We start from the raw sequence: 24,511 nt of genomic DNA on the forward strand, positions 1-24,511 counted from the left end.
TGTACCTTAAAAATGACAACGATTTGCCGGCATCTCATAATTTTCAAATATCAAATTTCACCCCTGTAAGTTTTTCACCAAGAGACCATAAACGTTCAGCTAATTGCGCATCAATTGACCATGGACGAACGCCAAATTTTGAAGTACTGTCGCCACCGACTTCCTTGCCGATATTAGAATCCTCAACAAAGACGCCGCCCTTATCCCTCAGCAAGGTACTGGTTGCACTCCAAAGAATCGGCGCTGCGCCCTGACTGACAGTTTTAAAATAGTCGTATTCTTGCTCGCCGTGAAGATAGGCTTTGAGCGCGTTTCGTGTGCTGATCAGGCGCGTAGCTTTCAGGTCATTCATCAAAAAACGCATGGCATTCTGCAGGTAAGCATTACTATTAATGAAGCGCCCCAAACCGGTTCCTGGTACAAGCCCAGGATGTACTGCAAACGCACGGATACCATCATGTTGTGCCCGTTTGTCTAATTCAACTGCAAACAAGATGTCTGCCACTTTAGATTGGGCATAGGCAACTCGTGGGTCATACTCACGCGTGCTGAAATTGGGATCATTAAAATCTACACCGTTCCAGCTTTGTGCGCGAGAGGTCACCATAATGACACGCGACTTTCCCGCCGCCTTAAGTGCTGGGTAGAGTTTTGCAGCTAGTTGAAAGTGACCAAGATAGTTGGTTGACAGCTGGGCCTCGTTTCCCCGATTGTCTCGTTTTAGCGGCGCAAACATAATGCCGGCACAAGCGATTAATAAATCCAACTGATGATGTGTGTTGAGAAAATCGGTCGCAAAAGCATCAATCGATAACGTATCCATTAGAACAAGCACGGCAAATTCAACGTTGGGTAAATGCCCAGCCGCGTTTTGCGCGTTTTTTAAGTTTCGAGCAGGAATGATCACGTGCGCGCCTGACCTGACTAAGGATTCAGTGACTTTTAGACCAATGCCACTGTACCCGCCGGTTACGATGGCCGTCATACCCTTTAAGTTAGTGCCTCGCATAACTTGTGTACTGGTACTCTTCATAGTAAAAGGACTGTTGATTGGTTGCTGTGGTGTTTTCATGATTAAGTGTGCTCCTTTGACGTTACACTTGTAACGGATATGGGAACATGATACCCTTGAGCTGAATCGATAACAAGCCCACTGCACTGTGCGGTTACATTCAGGAGGCGATTGTCACGGCAAACCCATACAGTCAAGAACAAAAAGCACTTAGCCAGGAAAGTTTACAATTAGCGCTGTTTGCACTCATGAAGCAAAAACAATTTGCGGCCATTTCGATTAGCGAACTTGTGAAGAAGGCGGGAATCTCAAGGATGGGCTTCTATCGCAATTACAACTCTAAAGAAGCTGTGTTGATCGATTATTTTGGCCAATACGTCACGCCGTTTTATCAGATTTTAACCCAGTTGCCTGAGAAAAATCCAGTGGTTATCAGTCATGCTTATTTTGACTACGTTAACGCTCACAGTGAACTATTTGAAGTTCTGATTAGCAGCGGTGCCGAGGATATTCTAAGCAAACGGTTTAACCATTTTGTCAGTCAATTTTATGTGAATAACGTTCGTACTATTTCGTTTGAAGGCGACTATGCGCGTTATTGGAATAGTTTTATCGCCGCTGGACTTTTTCGGATGACCATCGATTGGATCAAAGATGGTAAACAAGCGCCAGTAGATCTGATGGCCAAAATTGCGCTGAAGGTTGCTGGTTAGGGTCGAACTTTAATCGTTCATTGTACTGAATAAAAAAGCACCGCCAGAAAAATACCAACTGTATCTTCTGGTAGTACTTTTTATATTTATATGACACTTGGTAATTTTTAAAGGTGATTCTGCTTACCAGCTAAACTATCATTTTAACAACGCAAACTGTCGATTCTACTGCACCTCGCCCGTCCGAAACGCTGAAATCATGGTCTTAGTCAGGCTTAAATTATTGTCATCGGTCGGAATCGTATCCCGGTCGAACCACTTTGCTACCGCAAGTTCATCCGGATCGGATTTGTAATCATCCGTATCGTAAGTATCGCCATTAGCCAAATCAGCGAAGAATCCCATCAGGATCGATTGGGAAAAGCCCCACGGTTGGCTCTTAAAATACTGTAGATTAGTGACCTCCAGCCCCGTTTCCTCATACACTTCTCGGCGAACGGTCCCTTCAATCGTTTCACCAATCTCCACAAAGCCGGCAATCAGCGCAAATCGATCATAGCCCTTAGCGTACTTGGTCAATAAAATTTGGTCGTGACGCTTGACCGCCACGATGATGGCTGGTGAGATACGTGGAAACAATTCTTGGCCGCAGTTCGGACACACGAGTTTGCGTTCGCCGGCACCGGGTTCATACAGGTGACCGCAGCGACCGCAGTACTGATTATTGTGATACCAGACTGCCAAGTGCGCCGCCGTCACCGACGCAAAGGCACGCCATTTTGGTGTGGTATGCCGCAGTGCATTCATTGACCGATAAGAAAAGTCGCCGAGCTCTGGTAACTCAGTTGCGAGGTAGAAAAAATGGTGGTCATCCACGGCCAAAAGATACCGCAGCGTGGCCAATTTTTGACCGTACGTTGCTTTTATTTCAGCATACGTCGGCAAACGAGTAGTTTCTTCAGTGCCAACCAGCAACAGTTGATTTTGATGAATCGTGACAACAAATGCGTCATCAGAAAGCGGTGTGTTAAGGTATTGGGTATCTAATACTTGGGGTGCAATCTCTTGAAACATGAGGCAGGTGCTCCTTCTTAATCAAATTTTTGTCGGTTGATACTTTACTTCATACTTTAACCCTATCCTCGTTGCAATGAAAGCACCTGTCAATTCATGAATAGATATTATTAAGAACTAACATATTTGTAACGATTCGGTCTGGTTTCTGTAAAGAATGATCCTATTTATTTACACGAACGTACGTTTGCTTTTCAGCTTTAACTATGCGATAATAATTGTACACAACAACCATTTCATTGGTGCAACTTAATAGGAAGCGGAAGTGATTTTTTGTGACGTTTAACAAAAATCAACTCGTAGCAGAACCGGTCGATCACTACCCCAGCAACTATATCTCGCTGGACCTTGAATTTGCGTATACCAAGAATCAGGGCAAGTCGTTTCCCCTGCAGGTGGCTGCCGTTTACGTCCGTCAGGGTAAAGTTCAACCAAATCGGTTTAACCGCTTCGCTTACTATGACAACATGCGACCAGAGGATTTTGTTCGCGGGTTGGAGTATGCGAATACCACGCCGAAAACGTATCGCAAATACGGCGATATCAAAGACATTGCCCGACATTTTCTCACCTGGTGGGCGCAGATGAGTGCCCGAAACATTGGCCAGGCCAAAACACGGGTCACAGACTGCGTCGACCTGTTGCCGATTCTGGGTTACAGTGTTCGCAATGATCTGATTCAATTCACGCATTACTTTCCAGACCAGATTTGCCCCAATTCACTGATGAAAAATGAGGTGCACTACTACGATGTCGAACAGTTGGTCAAAGATGTGATCGGCAAGGACAGTGTCCCATTGCAATCACTCGCCGCGTTATTTAGTATTGAAGCGGGTCGGCCGCACACTGCTGACAGTGATGCCCTGACCTGTGCGACGGCATTCGAAATTTTAAAGCGCCGGCAACAACGACCTGCGCATATTAAGCTTTCAATTCAGGATGCTTCTTTCCTCCAACAAATTACCGAACAATCCTCAGATAAAATCATGACGTTAATGGCCGATGCGCTGCTGACAGGCAGATAACAGCACCAAGCATTACGCGCAGAGTGCCTAGCCGTTTGCCTGACGAATACGTCCCATTCGAGGACTTAAAAAACTGGCTGTGACTGCCTCTTCTCAACTAAGTGTGAGCAAGTGAACAGCACAAAAAACAATTTCGGCCTCAGAAAATAAAAGTCCCCAGCTAAAATCCCGACTGGATTTTTAGCTGGGGACGCTTAATTTTATTGTAGCTGCCTGGTTTTATGGTGTTTCATTACTCGGCCAATAGAACAACGCGGCCCGGTGCGTGATGCTGTTCCAGTAATTTGTGCCCCTCAATCACACCATCCAACGTTAGCGGCAGTTCTTTAAAGATTTTGGCTGCTAAAGTGCCTTCACCCAGCATTTTTGCAAGGTTTGTTAACGCCGTTTGGTCGTGCTCGGCATTCAGCGGCCGAATGTGTTCAAACGCAACTTGTTTGTGACCGAAGTCGGTATCGCCGCCAACAGAGGCTGCCTGGCCGCCATCCTTGATGACTGAACCAAGCAGCTCGCCGTTGTTACCGTTCATGGCAGCGTTGATCACAACGTCCGCGCTGTTGGCAAATTTCTCGGCTAAATCATCTTTGTCGTACAAGCCGATCTCATCTAACGGCAGCTCTTCTAACAACGCTAAATTACGGGATGACCCGGTTCCGATAACGTAGGCACCAAGATTCTTCGCAATTTGTGCAGCTAAAGCGCCAACACCACCAGTAGCGCCGTTCACAAAGACGTGATTCCCAGGTTTGACCTGGGTAAAGACCGTTGCCGCATTATAGGCGGTGATGCCTGGCGTTACCAGGGTAACGGCTTCCGCCACCGTTGCCGATTCCGGTTTTATGACGACCCGCTGAGCTGGCAAAACAGCATACTCCGCATAGGCCGGCCCGCCATGACCGATAACGATGTCACCCGTTGCCACATTCTGGACATCGTCTCCCGTCTTCACGACCTCGCCGACAATATCACGACCGGGGATCAGTGGGAACTTGCCGCCGCCAAAGTCACCGGCCCGCTGGCTGCGTTCAAAGTTATTCAACCCCACCGCCAGTGTTTTGATTTTGACATCCGTTGCAGTTTTCAGTGTTGGCTCTGGCAATTCAAAGGTCTGAAACACGTCAGGGTCACCAAATTTTTCGTATCCAAATGCTTTCAATACGTTCGCCTCCATCTTAATTGATAAGGCTATTGTAACCGTTTCGGATTAAAAATGTGCTGTTAACGCTTCCCTAGACGACTAATCGGCAACAATTACTAAAGCAAAAACCAGTCAGAAATTTCCAGTTCGAAATTCCGGCTGGTTTGTTTTATCATATCATGCGAGTTGTGCGTGTTACCAATTTTGAACGACCTTACCCCTTGGTCCAAATTCACGCCAGTACAGGATAAGCCCGATACCTGCCGTAATTACGTCAGCAATTGGTTGCGACACGATAACACCCTGATAACCCATAGCGGATGCCACGATGAAGATCACGGCTGTGAAAATAACACCCTGTCGCGAAATCGACATGATGAACGCATCCAGGGGCTGGTTGACGGACTGGAACATCGTTGTAAAGACTAGTGAAATACCAATAAACGGCGTGGTTGTCAGGAACCACCGCAACATGTAACTGGCAGCGCTGACCACGTGCTGGTCCTTCATGAACAGCCCACATAACGACGGGGCAATCGCAATCAGACCCAGGGCAATGATGAACGCAAACCCAGCATTGACGAGGATATCAAACTGAATGATTTTTTTCAGTCGTTCCTTATTGCGCGCACCGTAATTATACCCGATCAGCGCTTGGAAACCGAAGCAAAAACCAACCAGCACCATAGTGACGATAGTTTCCACCTTGGTTGCGATCCCAAAGCCGGCAACCTTGTCAGCCCCGTATTTGATCAAGAAGTTGTTCATCAATGCAGTGCCCAGCATCGTCATAAAGTTGGTCACGGAAGCGGGAATCCCAATCATGAAAACATCCTTCACTTCAGCACCAGGAATCGCCATTTTATGGGGATGAATGTGGATGTACCGGGTCCGGCGAATGGTGTACCCGATCAGAATCGAGTCGGTGATCAAGTAACCGACAACGGTTGCCAGCGCGGCGCCAGCGGCGCCCAGATGAAAGCCGAAAATAAACAGCGGGTCGAGAAAGATCTTAAACACTGTCCCAGAAGCTGTCCCAATCATGGATTGCGTGGCAAGCCCTTCCGTCCGTAGCGTGTTGATGGGAACCAGCGAAACGATAATCAAAATACCGGCCGCTGCCATGATTTGGTAGTAAACCGCCGCGTATTGATACGTCTCGTGGGACACTCCCAGCAAGCCAAGCACCTGCTGTTTAAACACAAACAGACAGATTGTCACGATGACACCCATCACCAGCGCGCCATAGAAACAAAAACTATTCACCCGGCCGGCAAGGTCGTATTTGCGCGAACCCAACAATCGAGAAATAGCGGAACTCCCGCCGAGCCCAAACATGTCCCCCAATGCGATCATCATCGAAAATAACGGGGTACAGATGGTGATGCCTGCAACCAAGTTAGCGTTTTGCGTTTGGGCCACGAAAAAGGTGTCAGTCAGGTTATAGATCATGGACACCACGGTCCCAAAGACGACCGGCAGTGCCAGTGTGAAATACGCTTTAGGAATCGGGGCCTTTTCAAACAACTCTATGATGAAAATCATCTCCATAATAAAATAGTCAATAGTAGTTATTATACGCTTTTGGAGATGAAAAATAAGGCGATTGTGACAAAAGACAGTTTTGCCGCAGAATATAAGCGCTCCCAGCTGAAAATTCAGAATTTGGATTCTCTACTAGGAGCGCTTATATGACCGAGACGGCCGTTAGCCGCACGTTGTAGTTAGGTAACTAGGACGGGCTAAACTGACAATTTTATTTTATTGACTATCGGGATCTTTGTCCCAAACCATTCGAATACAATGACAAATTTCAATCAACACCTATTCCTGATTAGTTAGGTTGACCCGTGGTCGCTTTTTGAACGGCATCCTTCACGGCATTTTTGATGGCTCTGCTTGAAACCGAAGCGCCGGTGACACCATCAACGTCATACGTATTAGCCGCTACCATGCGCCCTGGAAGTTCTTTAACCGCAGCACCGCCAACTTCGCCGGTTTCGCTTTGAGCAACGATCTCAACGTTTTTGAGCGTCTGATCAGCGTAGGTTACCCGAACCACGATTTCGCCGCCGATGCCGTCGTTATCAACACCCAAGTATTGATGATCACCAAGCGCGATGCTGTCTAGGTCAATTGTCGGTTGCAGGTCGCTTCCCAAACTATTGTGTTCACTGGCACCAGTTGTGGTGTCTGTAGTGGTGTTTGCGGTAGTCTGTTGCGCATCTGTTTTGGGAGCCGCCGCATTTTCCCCGGCAATCTTCCCAAAAATCAAACACTCGGCCAGGTTACCGCCACCTTGGTACTGATTGGCACAGATGCCGCCGAGTTCACCAGCACTGTACAGGTGCGCAATAGGTTGCTGATTGGCATCCAGCACTTCGGCCTTTGCGTTGCGACGCGGCCCGCCCTGAGTATTTAAAACATCATGGGTCATCTTCAAAGCATAGAACGGGCCATCCCCAAAGGCGCGCATGGTCTTTGGGTCACGATTATACGCATAGTCGCGGCCCACCTCTGCGAAGTGGTTGAAGTCAGCAACGGTGCCAGCCAATACATCTGCATGAGCGCCAATGGTTTGCGCTAACTCAGCAAGGCTGTCCGCCTTAACGAGCTGTTGTTCAAAATCCGGTACTGGCACATTCCCGTTTGCTTGAATCTGCTCATATTGCGCTTGGTCAAAGACCAGGTATGGGTGAACATTAGTCCGCGGAACCCGCCAAGTCCCGTGGTCGTATATGTGACCATGACGGTTGGGTTCAGTTTCGTTAAAGTAGCGGCTGCCGTCATCCGCAACGGTCATGATACTGCCGTTGGCAATGTCTGGCCAACCAAGCAGCAACCGACCGCGCTCACCATCCGGAACGGCAACGGCCATGCCGTGAAGTAATCCTAATGCTTCATAGTTGTTCATATGCCACATATCGGCACCGACTTCTTCACCCATCCGCAGGCCGTCGCCTTTGTTGTAGAGCGTCCCTAAAGGTGCCAGGTGGTCTGCACCCAGATAATCCTGAACGTCTTGTTGGTTGTTTTCAAACCCGCCCATGGCAAGAACCACGCCGTTTTTTGCCTGAATGTTGTACTGGTTGCCATCCCGTTCAATTTGGACGCCAGTCACGATGTTGGTGTCTGGGTCTTGAATCAGATGCTTGGCCGGTGAACTGAACCAGACGGTGATCTTGTCAGTCCGGTCAATGACTTGCTGGCGCAGGTTCCGCCAAAGTGCCGCGTCAAATAAGCCGTGGTGCACCGTGGTAAAATCGTAGGCTTCCTGCCCTTCGTATTCTGGGAATTCGTGAACGGCACTGTCTAACGAAATCGGGGTATCTTCAGGCGTAAAATCGTTTTTAACACTAACGGGCTCAACTCCGAGATACGTCTTTACATAGTCGCGCATGTTGGCCATTCCGTGAACAAACGTGTCCACCATGTCATCATCCAGCGCCATTGGATAGGTTAATCGCTTGTAATATTTCTTGCCTTCTTCAAAACTGTCCACCGTCCCGATCAACTGTGCAGAGTAGCGCGTATTCCCGCCCTCATGACCGTTTGGCGCTGCGTCGACCAGTAAAACAGACGCGCCCGCATCGGCGGCGAACCGGGCAGCAGTGGCACCGGCACCACCGAACCCTAAAACAATTGTATCGTACGTTTGATTCCATTTGATTTCTGAGTTTTTTACTAACATCGTATGACATCCTTTCACCAAAACATTTTAAAATGAGACGCCAATAAATCAGCTCTCACTTGTGGATAATATCACAAAAATTAATTATATAAACCAATTAGTGTGCCTGACACCTATTATGGAGGCGCTTACTATAAAATGGAAATAACTCTTTTTTGCTTAGTTATTACTGTTTTGTAATCGTTTTTGGCTTATAATAGCCCTATTTAACATCATAAGGAGGTTTTGTTGTGGAAAACAGGCTATTGGATTTTCTGGAAGCCATTCAATCCCAACCAAGTATGACGAAAGCTGCACAAAGTATTTTTGTCTCACAACCCTATATCAGTCGGGTCATCAAAAAAGCGGAGGCCGATTACCGGATTTCACTGGTCGATCGTGACCATCGGCCCATCCAGTTGACGTACGCAGGCGAACGGCTATTAGCCTACCTTAAAAGTGCGGCGCATCTCAACCAGGCAATGACGACTGAAATGACCCAGTTACGCGAGAACGAATCGCAAACGATCTCCTTAGGCATCACACCACCGGTAGCGATGGCGTGGTTCCCACAAACGCTGCCCGCTTTCTACCAGCAGTTTCCCAACATGCGCACGCGCATCGTGGAGGTCAGCACCTCTGAGGCCGAGAAATTGTTAGTGGACGAGCAATTAGATTTCTTTATCGGCAAGACGATTCACAAACCGCAAGTGGTTTCACTTCCGCTTACAACGGTCGCCTTATCACTGATTATTCCAAAGTCGTTTTCATTTTTTCGGCCAGGTACGTTCTGGCGCCCGTTCTCCTCTGATGTGCTGACGCAGCTGAACGGTCAACCTTTCATTCGGTCGATTGGTGAATCACGGATGCAGGAGATGATCGACCACTACTTTTCTGACCAGGGCGTCCAGACCATTCCACTAATTGAAGTTGAAAATCTGCTGTTTGCGATGAAATTAGTGGTGAAAGGATTCGGATGTACGATCCTCTCAACAGAAATGCTGTCGCAACTGACGCCTGAACAACGCGCGACTGTCAACGCTTTTCGGCTGCCCATTTCCCAATTAAGTGTTGATTTTAGTGCCTCCTACCATCGGAATCATCAATTAGCAGGGCCGCTCGAATTTCTTGCACAACAGGCTCAACGAGAATTTACCACCGCCATTTTACGGTCAAAGAAAGGAAAGCAAAGCGATTAAACCCTGGCGCAGACCCAACGTCTTTTTGAAGTCCCCAGGTTTAGATTCTGTATCAATAAACCGCCTTAGTGCTGTTGTTTTGTTGCTGCCGCGTTTCTCCAATTGGTGTTCCGAAAACGCCTCTTTGGCCTTATTCTCCACTGATTCTAGGCAAAGCGGTGCTGCAAATCCACATAAAAACGGCTCCGCCAAAAATCCAAAATGGATTTTTGGCGGAGCCGTTTACAGTCTGAGCGCAAGACCAGTTATTTCGTACTCATTTTACTGAGTGTCTCAAAATCCGCATCGCTTAAGGTGATGTTTTGCGCAGCGATGTTACTGATGACGTGGTCAACGGACGACGTGCCGGGAATCGGTAAAATAACTTCGGCGCGTTTGAGCAACCATGCCAAAGCGATTTGGGCAGGTGTGGCGTTGTATTTCTTGGCAATTTGGGTCATTTTGCTGCCAGAGGTTAGTTTGCCGGTGGCCAGCGGGAACCACGGAATGAACGCAATATTGTTTTCCTCCGCGTAGTTCAGGACGTCCTCGTCCGCTCGGTCAACTAAATTGTACCGGTTTTGGACGGAAACGATCGGTGCGATTTTTTGCGCCGATTTCAGCTGATAGATGGAGACTTGGCTCAACCCAATGTGCTTGATCTTGCCCTCCTGCTGCATCTTAGCCAGTTCGCCGATCTGGTCTTCCAGCGAGAAGTTGGCATCGATTCGGTGCAGCTGCAGCAGATCAATATGGTCCAATCCAAGTGAAAACAGATTTTCTTCCACTTGTTGCCGCAGATAAGCGGGACTGCCCAATTCGGTCCATTCGCTGGGACCCTGACGCGTAAACCCGACCTTAGTTGCCACCAACACGTGGTTGTCGGGGCGTTGTTCCAGCGCCTTTCTAAGGTACAGATTAGCGTACAGCGGCCCGTAGGAATCGGCCGTATCAATGAAATTAACACCGTGGTCAACAGCAGTCGTAATGACATCGACCGCGTTTTTTTCGTCATCAGCCGGTCCCCAGACCCCGGTACCAGGTAATTGCATCGTCCCGAAGCCCAGTCGGTTGACCGTAAAGTCGTCATCAAATTTAAATGTTAAGTTCATCTCAGTTCCCCTTTTAAAATGTGCTAGAATTTTTATTTGCTTTAATGCTGCTATCTACAGGGTACGCTTCTTCAAGCCGAGCGCCCAGTATCTTGTTAAATCCTTAACATTTACTATACCAGTCGAATCAGAGCGACGCCAGCAACCATCACCACTAAACTGGCAAGTTGCCAAAAGGTGACGCGATTTTGTTTGGCGCCCATCCACCCGAATTGGTCAATCAGCAAACCGCCAGCCATGAGTCCAATCAGTGTAATAACCACGGCTAATCCAGTCCCGATGACAGGTACCAGGTAGACGTTTCCTAGGACAAACAAGGCCCCAATCAGCCCGCCGATCCACATCCACCATGGATGGTGTTCCGTGCGCAAACTGTGCAAATTAAATGATGGACGTAAAACTAACACGATGATCAATAGCACAACGGTGCCGACGAAAAACGACACGAAGGCTGCTTGAATTTTAGACTGCAGGACGGCACCTAAATAACCGTTTATCGCGGTCTGCGAGGCGCTTAACATACCGCCAAACACACCAAGTAATCGCCATAACCAGGCGCTTAATCCGTGTGCCTCAGTCGTTTCTGTAATTGGCTTTGACCCTTCCTGATCCAGTACTTCGTGGCCTTCAGCAATCCCGCGTTTTCCAGCAACGGTCCCAATCACCCCCAGGATAACTAAAATTGCGCCAAATCCGCTCACAAGGGTAATTGGGCTCACTGGCGAATGAAACCAACCGTAATTATCGATGAGCAGGCCGGCGATAATTTGGCCTAACACGGGCATGATCACCGTCTGAACACTGCCCAATTTGGGAAATAGCAAAATATTACCAGTCAAATAAACGACCCCGAATAGACCGCCCAGCCACAGCCAAAAAGGTTCTTTCGCAAACAGACTCGGGGAAAATCCCAGCGTGTGCACAACGACAAGGCTCATGATAGCAAGAAAAATTGTCCCAACCGAAAACGAAATAAACGATGCTGAAAATGGTGACCCTAATGCTTGGCGTAACCGAGAATTAATACTCGTTTGAATCGGTAACCCAACCCCAATAGTCAGGGCAATAAGAATCGCGAACATGATTGCGCCTCCAGTTTAATTTTGATGCCACATTATAGAGCCGCATTCTCAATAATGCTAGTATTTGATTTCAATTATTTCAGTTAACAATTAGCACCATTTTTAAGATATTTGTTGATTATTAATGGTGACATAAAATATCAAAACCACAGACCAATTTGAGATCTGTGGTTTCCAAAGGTGTTTTTAGAATAATATAATGGCAAAAATTAATCTTTGTAAATGTCGCGCAACCAGCCTAGTGCCAAGGATTTTTCTCCTAAATGCGTGCCGACAACGGGACCGAAATAACTGGTTTCAATTTCAACATCTGGAAATTTTTCGTGAATCGTCTTGACCCAGTTTTTCCCACCCTCTGGGTCATTGCCATCAAACACAATGGCACGGACGGGATAATCAACCTTACTGAGCGCTTCACCAAAGAGCTCTTCAACACGGTTGAGCGCCTTTTTCCGGGAACGGACTTTTTCGAAAGCCACGATTTCATGTGAGTCGTTGTCAAAAGTCAGCAACGGTTTGATTTTCAAAATGCTGCCAATAAAAGCGGAGGCGTTTGATAATCGGCCGCCGCGGACTAAATGCTGCAGATCGTCAACGACAAACACTTCATCGATGGTCGACCGAACATCATCCAGACGGGCGATAATGTCATCAATGGCGGCACCATCGGCAGCCATGCGTGACGCTTCAATCGCCAGATAACCCATTAATTTCACGGTGATCTGTGAGTCATAAACGATGACTTTTGTATTCGTCAGCTGGCTGTTCACGTCGCGTAACGAGTTCACAAACCCGGAGATCGTGCTGGTCAGGTGAATACTAATAATCGTATCGTAGCCCTCATCACCCAGTTGTTGGTACAACTGAATCATCTCACCCATGGGCGGCTGCGACGTGCTCGGAAATGATTTTGAGTTCCGTAACTTCTCCCAAAATTCTGCCAGTGTGATGTCGACGCCTTCGTTGTAGGAACGGCCATCGATCACAACTGGAATTGGGACAACGTGAATATGATATCGTTCAACTTTCTCGGTTGATAAATAGCTGGTACTATCAGTCACGACAGCTATTTTCATACAAAACACCCGTTTCTTTTTTCAAAATTCGATTTAATTGTTTTTATTAAATGATATGTAAACCATTTTAACAGGTTTGCGACCAAATTGCGAAGGCCTGAGCTAAGAATGCGTTTTCTCATCAGATGCAGCTTCCCCCGGAGCCACATTGGCTTTTTGCAGACTGCGATCAAGACGCTTCAGCATAATGCGCATCATTTCCTGTTCGTCATTTGGCCAATAGTGAAAAATATTGTCAACAAGTGTGTCATAAGTGTCATTGATACCCTTCAGTGCCTGTTGCCCAGTGGTTGTCAGTGCATACTCAAGTTGCCGCCGATCTTTACCGACAGCTGTTTTACTGACAAGTTCCTTAGCTGATAAATTTTTTAGTTGCCGGCTCAACGTTGATGTATCCAGTTGCAGTGAACTCGCCATCCCATCCTGGGTAATGACATTATCCGCAATTTGACGCAACAATTTCCACTCGGCAATGGTGACGTTATATTGCTTTGTGATCTTAGTAGTCTGCTGCTGCAAGTTTTTAGCAGAAGTATTTAAAATATCAAGAATGTTATCCAAAGAAAACCCCTCCCTTTTTGGATCAGAACCTGCTAGTTGTATTATACAGCTTTTTGACCAATGTGCCTACTATGATGTTTGTGAGCTGATGAAAGGCGCAATCATTGTAGATGACAATTGAAACGGATAAATTAAAGTGTCCGCACGTCTCTGCTGGATAACTTCATGTGGCCAAAATACTTGCTCTTGTTTATCACCTCTAACTTCTGTGTTTTCATCTGGAAGCGGATTTGCAGCACACGTTTCACCGAAAAAGCTAGCTGGTCGCCCCCTATCCCCGAATGAACTGTGATGCCGTCGACTGTACAACCGCTGCAAACAACGCATATATCAGTAAAATGCAGCCCCAAATCCACACCCAGATGCAAAGACGTTTCTTTGCATCTGCCAAGTCATATCTGTATACTAGTGTACGTATGCGAAAAATAGACCGTATCAATTATTTATTCAATAAGGAAGTGAACCCATGTCTTTTGATGGTGCTTTTACCCATGCCATGGTTGGCGAACTGAATCAAACCCTTGCTGGTGGTCGGGTGTCTAAGGTGAACCAACCCTACGACAACGAAATCGTACTGACAATTCGCGCAAACCGAACCAGCTACCCGCTTTTGTTATCGGCAAACCCAACCTTTGCTCGAATTCAAACGACTCAAATTCCCTACGTAAACCCGGTTGTCCCTACCAATTACACGATGATGATGCGCAAGTATCTCAGCGGCGCAATTCTCAGCGGTGTCACGCAGCCGGCAAATGACCGGGTGGTGAATCTCGATTTTACAAGTCGAAACGAATTAGGTGACCAGGTGCATCTGCGGCTGATCATTGAAATCATGGCTCGACACAGTAACGTCATCCTAGTGGACGCCGGTGACATGACCATTCTGGACGCAATCAAGCACGTTCACCCTGACCAAAACCGTTACCGAACATTGCTGCCCGGCGGGACTTACATTAATCCACCAAAGCAGGATCTTCGTAACCCATTTGAGGGTCCAGGTGACGAACTGACTGAGTTGATCAAGCAGTATCCAAATGAAACAGTGCTGGCTCAGCAACTTCAAAAAACTTACCAGGGAATTGGCAAGGACACGGCATTAGGGTTAGCCCGGCAATTACACCGGTCAGATGACTACGCAGCAGGGTTCATCAGCTTCTTCAAGGGCTTTGATACCCCTCAACCGACGCTGGTGACCACGGCTAAGAACAAAACGAGTTTCACCGCCTTCCCATACATTGAGGATGACGGTACCATGACACGTCAGTTTGAGACCATGAGTGCGCTGTTAGACTTCTATTATCAGGACCGTGCCGAACGCGACCGGGTTCAGCAGCAAGGCAGTACGCTGATCCATGTTGTTAAAAACGAGCTCAAGAAAAACCGGACCAAGTTGAAGAAACTCAACCAGACCATGGCAGCAACTGAAAATGCTGACGAGTTTCGAATCAAGGGTGAACTGTTAACGACCTATCTCCACCAGGTCGAACGCGGTATGACTAGTATCAGCCTGCCTAATTTTTATGATAACGAAAAACCGCTTAAAATCAGTTTATCTAACCAAATCAGTCCCTCACAAAATGCGCAGAAATACTTCAAGAAATACAATAAGTTGAAGAACGCGGTCGCTTATGTGACTGAGCAGATCGATAAAACGAACGCCGAGATCACCTATCTCGACAACATCCAGTCGCAAATTGAATTGGCCGCCCCTAAGGACCTCGCGGACATTAAGTTGGAACTTCAACAAGGCGGTTACTTGCGTGATCACGACCACCGTAAAAACCAGAAGAAAAAACGGCAACGTGTCTCAAAACCGGAGATTTTTCAGGCTGAAGATGGCACAAAGATTGAAGTTGGGAAGAACAACCTGCAAAATGAGCAGTTGACCCTTCACAGCGCCGCCAAGACTGATGTCTGGTTGCACGTGAAGAACATGCCAGGATCCCACGTCATTATTCACGACCAGAATCCGTCAGACGAAACCCTTCTAGCCGCGGCTAACATTGCAGCCTACTATTCCAAAGCCCGCCAGTCCAGTTCAGTGCCCGTTGACTATGTCCACGTTAAAAAGATCAAGAAACCAAATGGCACAAAGCCCGGTTTTGTGATTTACGAAGGGCAAAAAACATTGTACGTCACCCCGGACCGCAGTTTTGTGGAAGGGTTACTCGTAAAAGCATAGCAAGCGGCACAAAAAAATTGTGTTTTTGACTAGATTTCCTTCAGCCATCCAAGGAATAAAGGCTGTAGCAAAAGCGCAGTATGACACCAAAATAAAAAAGCGCTTAGTAGAAAATGCCAACTTGGATTTTCTACTAAGCGCTTTTTTATGGCCTGAATTGGTTGTCTGTCAGATATTTCTATGAATAATGACCAACATCGCTAAAAGCAAAATGCACCTATATATGATGATGCCCTTTAGCGCCGACTTTTTCCACCTATGCAGTCCAGAATTATTCAGTTTCATCGGCCTCGTCATCCACGATCGTTTTGGTATTACTGCCAAAAGCGATTCGACCGCCAACCTCCTGGGTCGTCAAACCGAGCTGGCTTGGCAGCTGTAATTGTTTGAATGGGAATGTGCCCCGCATAATGGCAACTCGATCAGAGTGAATGTCTAACGGCAAATTACTGATCAAGTCTTCGTCAATCTCACCAAGTGCTTGGCGAATCAACATCCGAACCCAGTTGATGCCAGTAACTTTATTCAGGAATGCAATCGTGGTCAGCCGACTTGGACGCACACCCGCAAAGACGGGTTGTCTATGGTCAATTGTATATAGCATTTGTACCAAACCAGTCCGCGGGTCATTCATGAGATAGTCAGTTGCATGCTGCAAGATTTTGTCTAATTGCGTGTCATCAATTGATGCAGGTGTCTTCATGACGGTAATCTGATCAAACGTCGTGGCCATCCCTTGATCCGACCGGAGATCACTAATGACGATTGGCACAATGTGGTCCTTTGTAATGAAGAGATCGAGACCAATTTGAGCGTAGTTGTTAACCAACTCACTGCGTTTTTCTTGATCCGGCGGGAGTACCGCAATGTGCAGGTGACGCCGACGCAGTTCACGGGTCAGATAGTGGCGATTGCCCGGCACAAAGATAATCTCAGGACGTTCAATCTCAATCACATTTAGAACATCGCCCAATTGGATGGGATCCACATACTGCTTATCAGTCAGTGTGGCAACCAGCGAAGCCGCGTTTGGATTGGTATTCATAATGATCGTTTTGTACCCTGATTTGCGCAACTGCCGCAACATGCTTGTAGTGAAGTAATCAGCGGAGGCGTTTGGTCCCAGTTGATTTCCACCGCGACCTAGAATCAGCGCACTGTGATCGGAGAGCCGATTCGATTCGTTTTCGAATTCAAACGTGCTGTAGTACCCCGTCGCTTCGGTCAAAAATTCTGCTGCAGTGGGTTCAATGCCCTTGTACGTTGGTACAACATCGTGATCACGCCCTAGTTGACGCACATTATCAATGTCTGTTCGCCAGAGCCTAGCAATCATGCCGTCACCAAAGCCATAGTAGCGTCCATCTTTAAGCGCTTTGGCGCCCATCGGATTGGCCTTGATTTCGTCCTCGATATCTAAAATATGCCGCAACTTATAAAAGTAAAACGGATCGACCTTCGTCAGTTCATTAAGTTCATCGACCTGATACCCGCGTCTTAGGGCTTCCAGCAACACCAAAATGTGTGAGGCCAGCGGATGAATCAGTCGTGAAATAATTTGTGAATCAGATAAATTGCTCATGGACGGCAATTCATCCTTAGGGCTGAACTGGGATGACCGGAGTGCTTTTAAAATGGCTTCTTCGGCGCTTCGGCCAATCCCGATTGTGGAGCCTACCGACCGCATGACGGTGCTCAAGTGCTGATCAGCGTTTGGCACGTCTTCAAACGGCCAGATTGGAATGCGCACAACAACGTGATCCACTGTCGGCTCCATCATGGCCGTTTGGCGGAAATGATAGATTTCTGGCAAACGGATCTCAGTGAGTTTTAAATTCAGATATAGGTTCGCCGCCACCGTTGCAATCGGGTACCCTGTGGCCACAGCAGCCAGCGCTGTTCCCCGGTCATTATAGGGTGTCACCTTCGTCACATAGAACGTTTCTTTTTGCGCGTCCAAAGCAAAGTGAATGTGACTGACCCCGGTGAAGTTAAATTTATTGTTAATAGCAAAAGTCATGTCACGGAGTTGCTGGTATTCGGTGTTGCTCAGTGTCTGAGTCGGCACTACGACCATCGAATCACCCGAATGGATGCCGATCGGGTCAATGTTTTCCAAGCTGGAAATCAACACCTGGGTACCCGTGAAGTCACGGATCGCGACCATTTCAATTTCTTTATAGCCGACAATACTTTGTTCAATGAGACACTGACTGAACCGTGACCAAGCAAAACCCTGGGTCACAGCATTGATCAAATCATTTTCATTATCACAGAGAATGCGGTTCGTATCGAGCTTAGGTGCCACCGGCTTCACGATCACTGGGTAGCCGATCTTGGTTGCAACACTCACAGCCTCGTCCAGCGTGCCCACCGTCTCTGAAGAAATAACTGGGGCGCCAATTTGCCGCAGAACATCGTTGATCCGGTCTGGGTTATTGACATCAACCATTGATTCTGATGGGATTCCCAGAAGTCTGACACCATTATCACTGAGCACACCAGATTCTTGTAGTTCTTGCACAACACTGATTGCAAGGACGCCGCCAACCGTAGGCAAGATTGCATCCGGATGTTCTTTTTCAATAATGCGCTGGACATTTTCTGTCGTCACGGTCTGAATGAACATGTTGGTTGGTTGAACCCGTTCCAGTGCAACGGAAAATGGATTGTTGTCGATCAGTAACGTGCGGATCCCTAATTTTTGAAAGGCTTGAATCATTTGCAGCGTGGCTGCGTCTAATTCAGTTTCATGACCAATTTCGGTTGGTCCGCCGCCGATTATTAAAATTTTTTGAATCTCGTTATCCATGTAATTCCTCTCGTGTTCCCATAATTTCAATAAACTCATCAAAGAGATCAACCGAATCGTTGGGCCCAGGAGCGCCGTCTGGGAAAAATTGGACGGAGAAGGCTGGGTAATCACGGTGCCGCAATCCTTGAATACTGCTATCAATGAGATCGCGATACGTTGTAATTAAGCGGTCTCGATCAACCGATTCGCCGTCAACAACGAATTCCTGCCCTTCAAGCGCATAAATAATCTCATTTGTGATAATTTTTCGAATGGGATGGCTCGCCCCGTGGTGGGCAACCGGCAAAGCGGTCACTTCTGCCCCGTTTGCCAGCGCAAACAGTTCATGACCGAGCCCAATAGCAAACAACGGGATCCGTTCTTGAATCGTGCGAATCATCTCCAGCACACTCTCTGGCAGATCTAATGGCGAACCAGGCCCCGTCGAGAGAATAACACCATCCGGGTCCAGACTGATAATCGACTGCGCATCCGTATTCCAAGGCAGCACCGTCACGTTGCATTTTCGCCGAGAAAGCTGGCGTAAAATGCCGTGTTTGAGGCCAAAATCAACAACGACAACATTGTAGCCGCTATTGGGATTGGGATACGGTACCGGGGTGGCAACCTGCGCGACCTGCTGGTTTGTGAGTACCGTAGCGTGTAGCTGATCAAAGGCATGATCATCGTCCACGTCCACAATACTCCCCTTCATCGTGCCATTTTTTTGAATTTGGCGAATTAAATGCCGGGTATCGATACCGCTGATGCCAGGAATGTTATGCTGTTTCAAAAATTGGTCCAGCGAAAGCGACCGCTGCCGATTCTTTGAAATATCTGACACGTCTCGCACGACCATCCCCTTTGCGGTCGGCAAAATTGATTCGTAACTATCATGGGTGATACCGATACTGCCAATCGTCGGTTGAGAAAAAACAATGATCTGATTATGGTAGATCTGGTTTGTCACGATCTCTTGGTAGCCCAACATGCTGGTATTGAAAACGAGTTCTCCAGTTGTTGTGGCTCCGGCGCCGAACCCTTCACCCGGGTATGATGACCCGTCTTCTAGTATTAAAAATCGTTGTGTCATCCTACGTCAGTCCATTCTTATCCACACCAAATAAACTGGTGGGTTTTTAACGGTCAATAATCTCAACACTGTCCTGACCGTCAATTTCTGATACTGAAACCTTGATCCGTTCACTTTGAGAACTGGGAATGTTTTTTCCGACAAAATCGGCTCGAATCGGTAATTCCCGATGACCGCGATCAACTAAAACAGCTAAGTTGATCTGTTGTGGCCGACCCAGATCCATGATGGCACTCATTGCCGCCCGAATTGTTCGGCCGGTGTAAAGGACATCGTCCACAAGGATCACTTTTTTATCCGTGATCGGGAAATCAATCTTTGCGACCGTGACTTTAGGATCATTTTCTTGGCTATCGTGTTCGATGTCATCCCGATATTTTGAAACATCCAATTCACCAACCGGCACCGTCGCGTTTTCTAATTGTTTTAATCTGCTGGCGATGCGTTGGGCTAAGTAAATACCGCGGGTTTTAATGCCCAGGATGATGAGGTCGTCAATTCCTTTGTTCCGTTCAATAATCTCATAGGTGATCCGGGTCAGGGCCCGTTGCATTGCCATTGCGTCTACGACTACTTTTGCCATGAGTTGCCTCCTTATTGATTTAGATGGTGCTTATCTATTCGTGATCAATTGCCTATCATATTCAGCATAAAAAAATGCAGTTCATTTGTCAATGAAGACCCGGCGTCTGTTCGCGCAAGCGCCGAAGCACGCGTTCGAAATCATCAGGTAAGGGTGCTTCAAACACTAACTGTTTCCCGGTTACTGGGTGTTTAAAACCAAGTTTCTTAGCGTGAAGAAACTGACCGCTGCCGTTAATCGTTTTACGTGGCCCGTAAAGCGGGTCGCCCGCAAGCGGATGACCGATTGATTTCATGTGAACCCGAATCTGATGTGTCCGACCGGTTTCAAGCCAACATGAAATTAAGGTGTAATTGAGGTAACGCTCCAAAACTTTAAAGTGCGTGACTGCGTGCCGACCATCGGCGACGATTGCCTGTCGCTTGCGGTCTTTAGGCGACCGTCCTAATGGTGCATCAATTGTGCCCTCGTCTTGTTTGATCACCCCATGGACCAGCGCAATGTACTCACGCAGGTTGGTCTTATTCTTTAACTGCGTTGCCAAACTGCGGTGGGCGTTGTCGTTCTTAGCAACCATCAGCAGACCCGAGGTGTCCTTATCGATCCGGTGCACGATACCTGGCCGGTAAGTACCATTGATCGTTGATAGCGGAGAATGATACAACAGCGCGTTGACCAATGTGTGATCAGGATGACCAGGTGACGGGTGAACCACCATTCCAGATGGTTTATTGACCACGATAACGTCATCATCTTCATACACAATGTCGAGGGGAATATTTTCCGGCTCCAAGTCTAACTTAACCGGGTCCGGAATGGTGACAACGATTTGGTCCCCAGGCTGCACTTGATACTTCGGCTTTGTTGTGCCGCCATTGACGGCAACCTCACCCTTATCAATGGCTTCCTTGAGCTGTGAACGACTTTCATCCGCCATTAAGGCACTGAGCACCTTGTCCAACCGACCCGTTTCCGTTGTGATTTCAAATGTGACCTGCTTACTCATGTGACCGCCCCGACTTCTCACGCTTATCTTCCAGCAAGATGGCGATCATCAAACAGATCACGCCGACCGTCAAACAGCTATCGGCAAAATTAAAGATGGGAAACGAAATGAAATCCAGTTGGAACATATCAACCACAAATCCATTGCGTAACCGGTCCACAAAATTACCAAGCGTTCCAGCAATCATCAGTGCTAAGCCCAAATCATAGCGCCAGTCATGCCGATAATGAATAAGAAAATAAATCAGAATGCCTAGAGCTAAGATTGAAACGATATAAAAGAACCACTGTTGACCTTCAAGCATACTCCAAGCTGCCCCGTCGTTTTTTAGGTACGTGAGGGATAGCACGCCTGGAATCACTTGGTGAACTGCACCAAGTGCCATGGTTGATACCACTGTGTATTTGATCCACTGATCGATTGCAAATAACACAATGATCAAAACTGTAAATAATCCGATTATCAACGCACCAAACTCCTTTTTGAATTATTCATCTATTATAGCAGACACCGGCCTTTCCAGCCACGTGGTCGCGTTTTTCTTGCGCGTTTTTGTTGGTTTGTACCGATTCTTAAGAGTATCGCGTGACAAAATTATGACAATAGCGTCAAAAGCGGTGCCGATTTTTAATAAACGGCAACGCAACAGTTCACGCTCGTATCCCAACTCCGACAAATTGGTCGCAAAAAAGCCCAAGGCAACTACCTGGGCTTTTAAGAACACTATTATTAGGTAATGGGGTCAATTAGAACAAACCGGTAATCTTCCCATCGGCATCAATATCCATATCCAATGCGGCGGGATGCTTTGGCAACCCTGGCATGGTCAAAACGTTCCCAGTCATCGCCACGATGAACCCGGCACCAAGTTTTGGTACGAATTCGCGGACGTGAATGGTAAACCCTTCTGGCGCACCTAAGGCCTTAGCATTGTCAGACAAAGAATACTGCGTTTTTGCCATGCAGACCGGCAGCTTGTCCCAACCCTGTTTCTGGAAGGTCTTCAGTTGACGTTTTGCCTTTGGTTCCAGCACAACATCCTGCCCACCATAAATGTTTTGAACGATCTTCGTCATCTTTGTAACCAGATCATCATCCGCATTGTAAAGCGGCTTGAAGTTAGCGGGTTCGTCAGCAGCCTTAACTACGGCATCCGCCAAGTCCAGTGCACCGCCGCCCCCATTTGCCCAAACCGTTGTATCGAAAGCTTGAACGTGCAGGTCATTTTTAATGTAATCGAGTAACTGGTTAATTTCAGCATCGGTGTCACTGGTGAAGCGGTTCACGGCCACGATGACCGGCACGCCGTAACGGCTCATGCTGGCGACGTGGCGCTTTAAGTTGGCAGAACCGGCAGCCAATGCGTCAAGATTTTCGGTCTGCAAACTCTTTTTATCAACGCCGCCATTGTACTTTAATGCACGAACGGTGGCCACGATAACAACTGCATCCGGCGTTTTGCCTAAGACCGGTGCTTTAATATCCATAAATTTTTCGCCGCCGAGGTCGGCACCGAACCCGGATTCAGTCACCACGTAGTTTGCGAGTGACAGTGCCGCTTTTGTGGCAATAACTGAGTTACAGCCATGTGCGATGTTCGCAAATGGGCCGCCGTGAATGATGGCCGGGGTGTGTTCGATGGTCTGCACAAGGTTCGGTTTGATTGCATCCTTTAACAGAAGTGCAATCGCCCCGCCAACCTTTAAATCGGCCACGGTAACGGGAGCTTTGTCATACGTGTAACCAATGACAATTTTGTTGATACGTGTCTTCAAATCGCCCAAGTCCTTGCTGAGGCACAGAATCGCCATCAGTTCACTTGCAACGGTGATATCGAAACCGTCCTGACGGGGCACACCAGATGTCCGACCACCCAAACCGATCACTGTTTGACGCAGTGCCCGGTCGTTAATATCAATGACCCGCTTCCAAATCACCTGACGGGGGTCGATATTCAACTCATTTCCCTGCTGAATATGGTTGTCGATCAGTGCTGATAAGGTATCATGCGCCTCAGTCAGGGCACCCATATCTCCCGTAAAGTGCAGGTTAATGTCCTCCATAGGAATCACTTGCGCGTAGCCGCCGCCAGTTGCGCCGCCCTTGATCCCCATAACTGGGCCAAGTGAAGGTTCACGCAACGCAATCGCTACTTTTTTACCCTGACGCTGCAATGCATCGCCCAGACCAACAGTAACGGTTGACTTGCCTTCACCGGCTGGCGTAGGGTTAATAGACGTAACAAGAATCAGTTTAGCATTGCTGCTGTCGCCAGTAACGGGGAGCTTGATTTTGGCCTTGACGGCACCATACTGTTCGATCTGGTCCGCAGAAAGGCCTAATTTAGCTGCAATTTCGGTGATGGGTGCTTCAGTAGCTGCTTGTGAAATTTCGATATCATTCAATACTCTTTACCCCTTTTGCGTAATTTGTGCATCCTGAATCAAATTGTTGAGTTCAATGACTGAGTTGACAGGTAACAAAAATTGGTAAATCTTACCGCCGTAAACGAATCCAAGACGGTATTTAGACGCATGGACGTTCTGCACATCGCTTAAACGGATCTGCACCCAATTGTGGTTAAGAATCCGGCTGACCCGAATCACACCATTTTCCAAGTAGATGTGCCGATAATGAATCTGAGCCCATACCAAAACGATGAAGATTGCGCCAATGACCCATGGAATCCAGAAATGATTCGACAACTCAAGAGCCAAAATGATACTGAGACACAGAACAACAATGGTCCAGCTCCATAAGATAATGGTCGATAACGGCCCTGGCTGATACAGAAATTGACGTTTTTGCTTTAAAATAATGGGAATCACTTCCTTTCGAAAGGGATGATCAATCAATGTTTACATTATATACAGACGCAGCAACGGATAACAATACAACGTTAAGTGCAGCTGGCATATTAATTCTCCATAATGGTCGGCAAACCCAGCTCAAGGCACCGTTGCCAAACGGCAACAATCACCAGGCTGAATTTCACGCGGCCATCACGGGATTTGAAGAACTCTTAAAAATTGCGGGTGACGATGCGCCTGACAACACAGTCTTGTACTATACAGATAGTAAGATTGTCGCGGATAGCGTTGCAAAACAATATGCAAAACATTACCAACCGCTCGTTGACGCGCTAATGGCACTGCAAGCCCATTTCAGCGTGGTGGTCACAAACTGGATTCCGGAAAAGCAGAATCAGGGCGCCCACAACTTGGCTCAACAGGCTCTGAAACAGCATCGGACCCATGTATCAGGCAAGTAGC

General features: G+C 47.4%; 21 protein-coding genes. 5 read left to right on the top strand and 16 right to left on the bottom strand.

Going from position 1 to position 24,511, the window contains the following annotated elements:
* Nucleotides 1-43: 43 nt before the first annotated feature.
* Nucleotides 44-1,072 carry an SDR family NAD(P)-dependent oxidoreductase gene (locus FC82_RS03395; protein ID WP_056996207.1) on the bottom strand — a complete coding sequence of 343 codons (1,029 nt, stop codon included), beginning with the start codon at nt 1,070-1,072 and terminating at the stop codon, nt 44-46.
* Between the two features lie 188 nt (nt 1,073-1,260).
* On the opposite strand from FC82_RS03395, the gene FC82_RS03400 reads away from it, so the two are divergent.
* Nucleotides 1,261-1,725, top strand: a complete 465-nt coding sequence (locus tag FC82_RS03400) for a TetR/AcrR family transcriptional regulator (protein ID WP_056996208.1) — start codon at nt 1,261-1,263, stop codon at nt 1,723-1,725.
* Nucleotides 1,726-1,890: 165 nt separating this feature from the next.
* Here the strand turns inward: FC82_RS03400 and nudC are convergent, their stop codons facing one another.
* Complete coding sequence (nudC, locus tag FC82_RS03405) at nt 1,891-2,739, bottom strand: NAD(+) diphosphatase (RefSeq protein ID WP_056996209.1); 849 nt, start codon at nt 2,737-2,739, stop codon at nt 1,891-1,893.
* A gap of 275 nt (nt 2,740-3,014) precedes the next feature.
* On the opposite strand from nudC, the gene FC82_RS03410 reads away from it, so the two are divergent.
* Complete coding sequence (locus FC82_RS03410) at nt 3,015-3,764, top strand: hypothetical protein (RefSeq protein WP_056996210.1); 750 nt, start codon at nt 3,015-3,017, stop codon at nt 3,762-3,764.
* 232 nt (nt 3,765-3,996) lie between these two features.
* Here FC82_RS03410 and FC82_RS03415 read toward each other — a convergent pair whose 3' ends face one another.
* The 3 genes from FC82_RS03415 to FC82_RS03425 all read right to left on the bottom strand — a co-directional run bounded on the left by FC82_RS03415 (nt 3,997) and on the right by FC82_RS03425 (nt 8,593).
* Nucleotides 3,997-4,920, bottom strand: a complete 924-nt coding sequence (locus tag FC82_RS03415; protein WP_054758523.1) for an NADP-dependent oxidoreductase — start codon at nt 4,918-4,920, stop codon at nt 3,997-3,999.
* Nucleotides 4,921-5,097: 177 nt separating this feature from the next.
* The gene (locus FC82_RS03420; protein ID WP_235809161.1) at nt 5,098-6,453 is read right to left on the bottom strand and encodes an MATE family efflux transporter; all 1,356 of its coding nucleotides are present in this window, start codon (nt 6,451-6,453) and stop codon (nt 5,098-5,100) included.
* A 283-nt stretch (nt 6,454-6,736) separates the two neighbouring features.
* Nucleotides 6,737-8,593, bottom strand: coding sequence for an FAD-binding protein (locus FC82_RS03425; RefSeq protein WP_056996211.1), 1,857 nt, complete (start codon nt 8,591-8,593; stop codon nt 6,737-6,739).
* A 230-nt stretch (nt 8,594-8,823) separates the two neighbouring features.
* Between FC82_RS03425 and FC82_RS03430 the strand changes: the two genes are divergently transcribed.
* Entirely contained in the window at nt 8,824-9,771 is a 948-nt protein-coding gene (locus FC82_RS03430; protein ID WP_056996212.1) for a LysR family transcriptional regulator, read from the top strand.
* Nucleotides 9,772-10,016: 245 nt separating this feature from the next.
* Here FC82_RS03430 and FC82_RS03435 read toward each other — a convergent pair whose 3' ends face one another.
* The 4 genes from FC82_RS03435 to FC82_RS03450 form a co-directional block, all read right to left on the bottom strand.
* Complete coding sequence (locus FC82_RS03435; RefSeq protein ID WP_056996213.1) at nt 10,017-10,862, bottom strand: aldo/keto reductase; 846 nt, start codon at nt 10,860-10,862, stop codon at nt 10,017-10,019.
* Between the two features lie 113 nt (nt 10,863-10,975).
* A complete protein-coding gene (locus tag FC82_RS03440; RefSeq protein ID WP_054758520.1) occupies nt 10,976-11,944 on the bottom strand; it encodes a DMT family transporter in 969 nt (322 codons plus the stop codon).
* 209 nt (nt 11,945-12,153) lie between these two features.
* Nucleotides 12,154-13,020, bottom strand: a complete 867-nt coding sequence (locus FC82_RS03445; protein ID WP_054758518.1) for a DegV family protein — start codon at nt 13,018-13,020, stop codon at nt 12,154-12,156.
* A 102-nt stretch (nt 13,021-13,122) separates the two neighbouring features.
* Entirely contained in the window at nt 13,123-13,581 is a 459-nt protein-coding gene (locus tag FC82_RS03450; RefSeq protein ID WP_056996214.1) for a MarR family winged helix-turn-helix transcriptional regulator, read from the bottom strand.
* A 466-nt stretch (nt 13,582-14,047) separates the two neighbouring features.
* On the opposite strand from FC82_RS03450, the gene FC82_RS03455 reads away from it, so the two are divergent.
* Entirely contained in the window at nt 14,048-15,763 is a 1,716-nt protein-coding gene (locus FC82_RS03455; RefSeq protein ID WP_054758515.1) for an NFACT RNA binding domain-containing protein, read from the top strand.
* A 271-nt stretch (nt 15,764-16,034) separates the two neighbouring features.
* Here FC82_RS03455 and FC82_RS03460 read toward each other — a convergent pair whose 3' ends face one another.
* The 7 genes from FC82_RS03460 to FC82_RS03490 form a co-directional block, all read right to left on the bottom strand.
* The gene (locus FC82_RS03460; protein WP_056996215.1) at nt 16,035-18,575 is read right to left on the bottom strand and encodes a carbamoyl phosphate synthase preATP-grasp domain-containing protein; all 2,541 of its coding nucleotides are present in this window, start codon (nt 18,573-18,575) and stop codon (nt 16,035-16,037) included.
* Nucleotides 18,568-19,650: a carbamoyl phosphate synthase small subunit gene (locus tag FC82_RS03465; RefSeq protein WP_056996216.1), complete on the bottom strand. Its 1,083-nt coding sequence runs from the start codon at nt 19,648-19,650 to the stop codon at nt 18,568-18,570. Before FC82_RS03465 ends, FC82_RS03460 begins: the two co-directional genes overlap by 8 nt.
* 46 nt (nt 19,651-19,696) lie before the next feature.
* Complete coding sequence (gene pyrR / locus FC82_RS03470) at nt 19,697-20,233, bottom strand: bifunctional pyr operon transcriptional regulator/uracil phosphoribosyltransferase PyrR (RefSeq protein ID WP_056996217.1); 537 nt, start codon at nt 20,231-20,233, stop codon at nt 19,697-19,699.
* Between the two features lie 88 nt (nt 20,234-20,321).
* Nucleotides 20,322-21,239 (bottom strand): RluA family pseudouridine synthase, encoded by a 918-nt coding sequence (locus tag FC82_RS03475; protein ID WP_054758507.1) that lies wholly within the window; start codon nt 21,237-21,239, stop codon nt 20,322-20,324.
* On the bottom strand, nt 21,232-21,699 hold the full coding sequence (lspA, locus tag FC82_RS03480) for a signal peptidase II (protein WP_054758716.1): 468 nt from the start codon (nt 21,697-21,699) through the stop codon (nt 21,232-21,234). Before lspA ends, FC82_RS03475 begins: the two co-directional genes overlap by 8 nt.
* Nucleotides 21,700-21,985: 286 nt before the next feature.
* On the bottom strand, nt 21,986-23,644 hold the full coding sequence (locus FC82_RS03485; protein WP_056996218.1) for a formate--tetrahydrofolate ligase: 1,659 nt from the start codon (nt 23,642-23,644) through the stop codon (nt 21,986-21,988).
* 6 nt (nt 23,645-23,650) lie between these two features.
* Nucleotides 23,651-24,067 (bottom strand): EbsA family protein, encoded by a 417-nt coding sequence (locus FC82_RS03490; RefSeq protein WP_235809162.1) that lies wholly within the window; start codon nt 24,065-24,067, stop codon nt 23,651-23,653.
* A gap of 26 nt (nt 24,068-24,093) precedes the next feature.
* On the opposite strand from FC82_RS03490, the gene FC82_RS03495 reads away from it, so the two are divergent.
* Nucleotides 24,094-24,510 carry a ribonuclease HI family protein gene (locus tag FC82_RS03495; RefSeq protein WP_056996219.1) on the top strand — a complete coding sequence of 139 codons (417 nt, stop codon included), beginning with the start codon at nt 24,094-24,096 and terminating at the stop codon, nt 24,508-24,510.
* Nucleotide 24,511: the final 1 nt, after the last annotated feature.

The sequence above is a fragment of the Secundilactobacillus collinoides DSM 20515 = JCM 1123 genome, from assembly GCF_001435975.1.
GTDB classification, from domain to species: domain Bacteria; phylum Bacillota; class Bacilli; order Lactobacillales; family Lactobacillaceae; genus Secundilactobacillus; species Secundilactobacillus collinoides.

Coding starts and splice junctions, on each gene's coding strand:
- FC82_RS03395 (WP_056996207.1), bottom strand. CDS start 1,072: ATGAAAACACCACAGCAACCAATCAACAGTCCTTTTACTATGAAGAGT.
- FC82_RS03400 (WP_056996208.1), top strand. CDS start 1,261: ATGAAGCAAAAACAATTTGCGGCCATTTCGATTAGCGAACTTGTGAAG.
- nudC (WP_056996209.1), bottom strand. CDS start 2,739: ATGTTTCAAGAGATTGCACCCCAAGTATTAGATACCCAATACCTTAAC.
- FC82_RS03420 (WP_235809161.1), bottom strand. CDS start 6,453: ATGGAGATGATTTTCATCATAGAGTTGTTTGAAAAGGCCCCGATTCCT.
- FC82_RS03425 (WP_056996211.1), bottom strand. CDS start 8,593: ATGTTAGTAAAAAACTCAGAAATCAAATGGAATCAAACGTACGATACA.
- FC82_RS03435 (WP_056996213.1), bottom strand. CDS start 10,862: ATGAACTTAACATTTAAATTTGATGACGACTTTACGGTCAACCGACTG.
- FC82_RS03440 (WP_054758520.1), bottom strand. CDS start 11,944: ATGTTCGCGATTCTTATTGCCCTGACTATTGGGGTTGGGTTACCGATT.
- FC82_RS03445 (WP_054758518.1), bottom strand. CDS start 13,020: ATGAAAATAGCTGTCGTGACTGATAGTACCAGCTATTTATCAACCGAG.
- FC82_RS03455 (WP_054758515.1), top strand. CDS start 14,048: ATGTCTTTTGATGGTGCTTTTACCCATGCCATGGTTGGCGAACTGAAT.
- FC82_RS03460 (WP_056996215.1), bottom strand. CDS start 18,575: ATGGATAACGAGATTCAAAAAATTTTAATAATCGGCGGCGGACCAACC.
- FC82_RS03465 (WP_056996216.1), bottom strand. CDS start 19,650: ATGACACAACGATTTTTAATACTAGAAGACGGGTCATCATACCCGGGT.
- pyrR (WP_056996217.1), bottom strand. CDS start 20,233: ATGGCAAAAGTAGTCGTAGACGCAATGGCAATGCAACGGGCCCTGACC.
- FC82_RS03475 (WP_054758507.1), bottom strand. CDS start 21,239: ATGAGTAAGCAGGTCACATTTGAAATCACAACGGAAACGGGTCGGTTG.
- FC82_RS03495 (WP_056996219.1), top strand. CDS start 24,094: ATGTTTACATTATATACAGACGCAGCAACGGATAACAATACAACGTTA.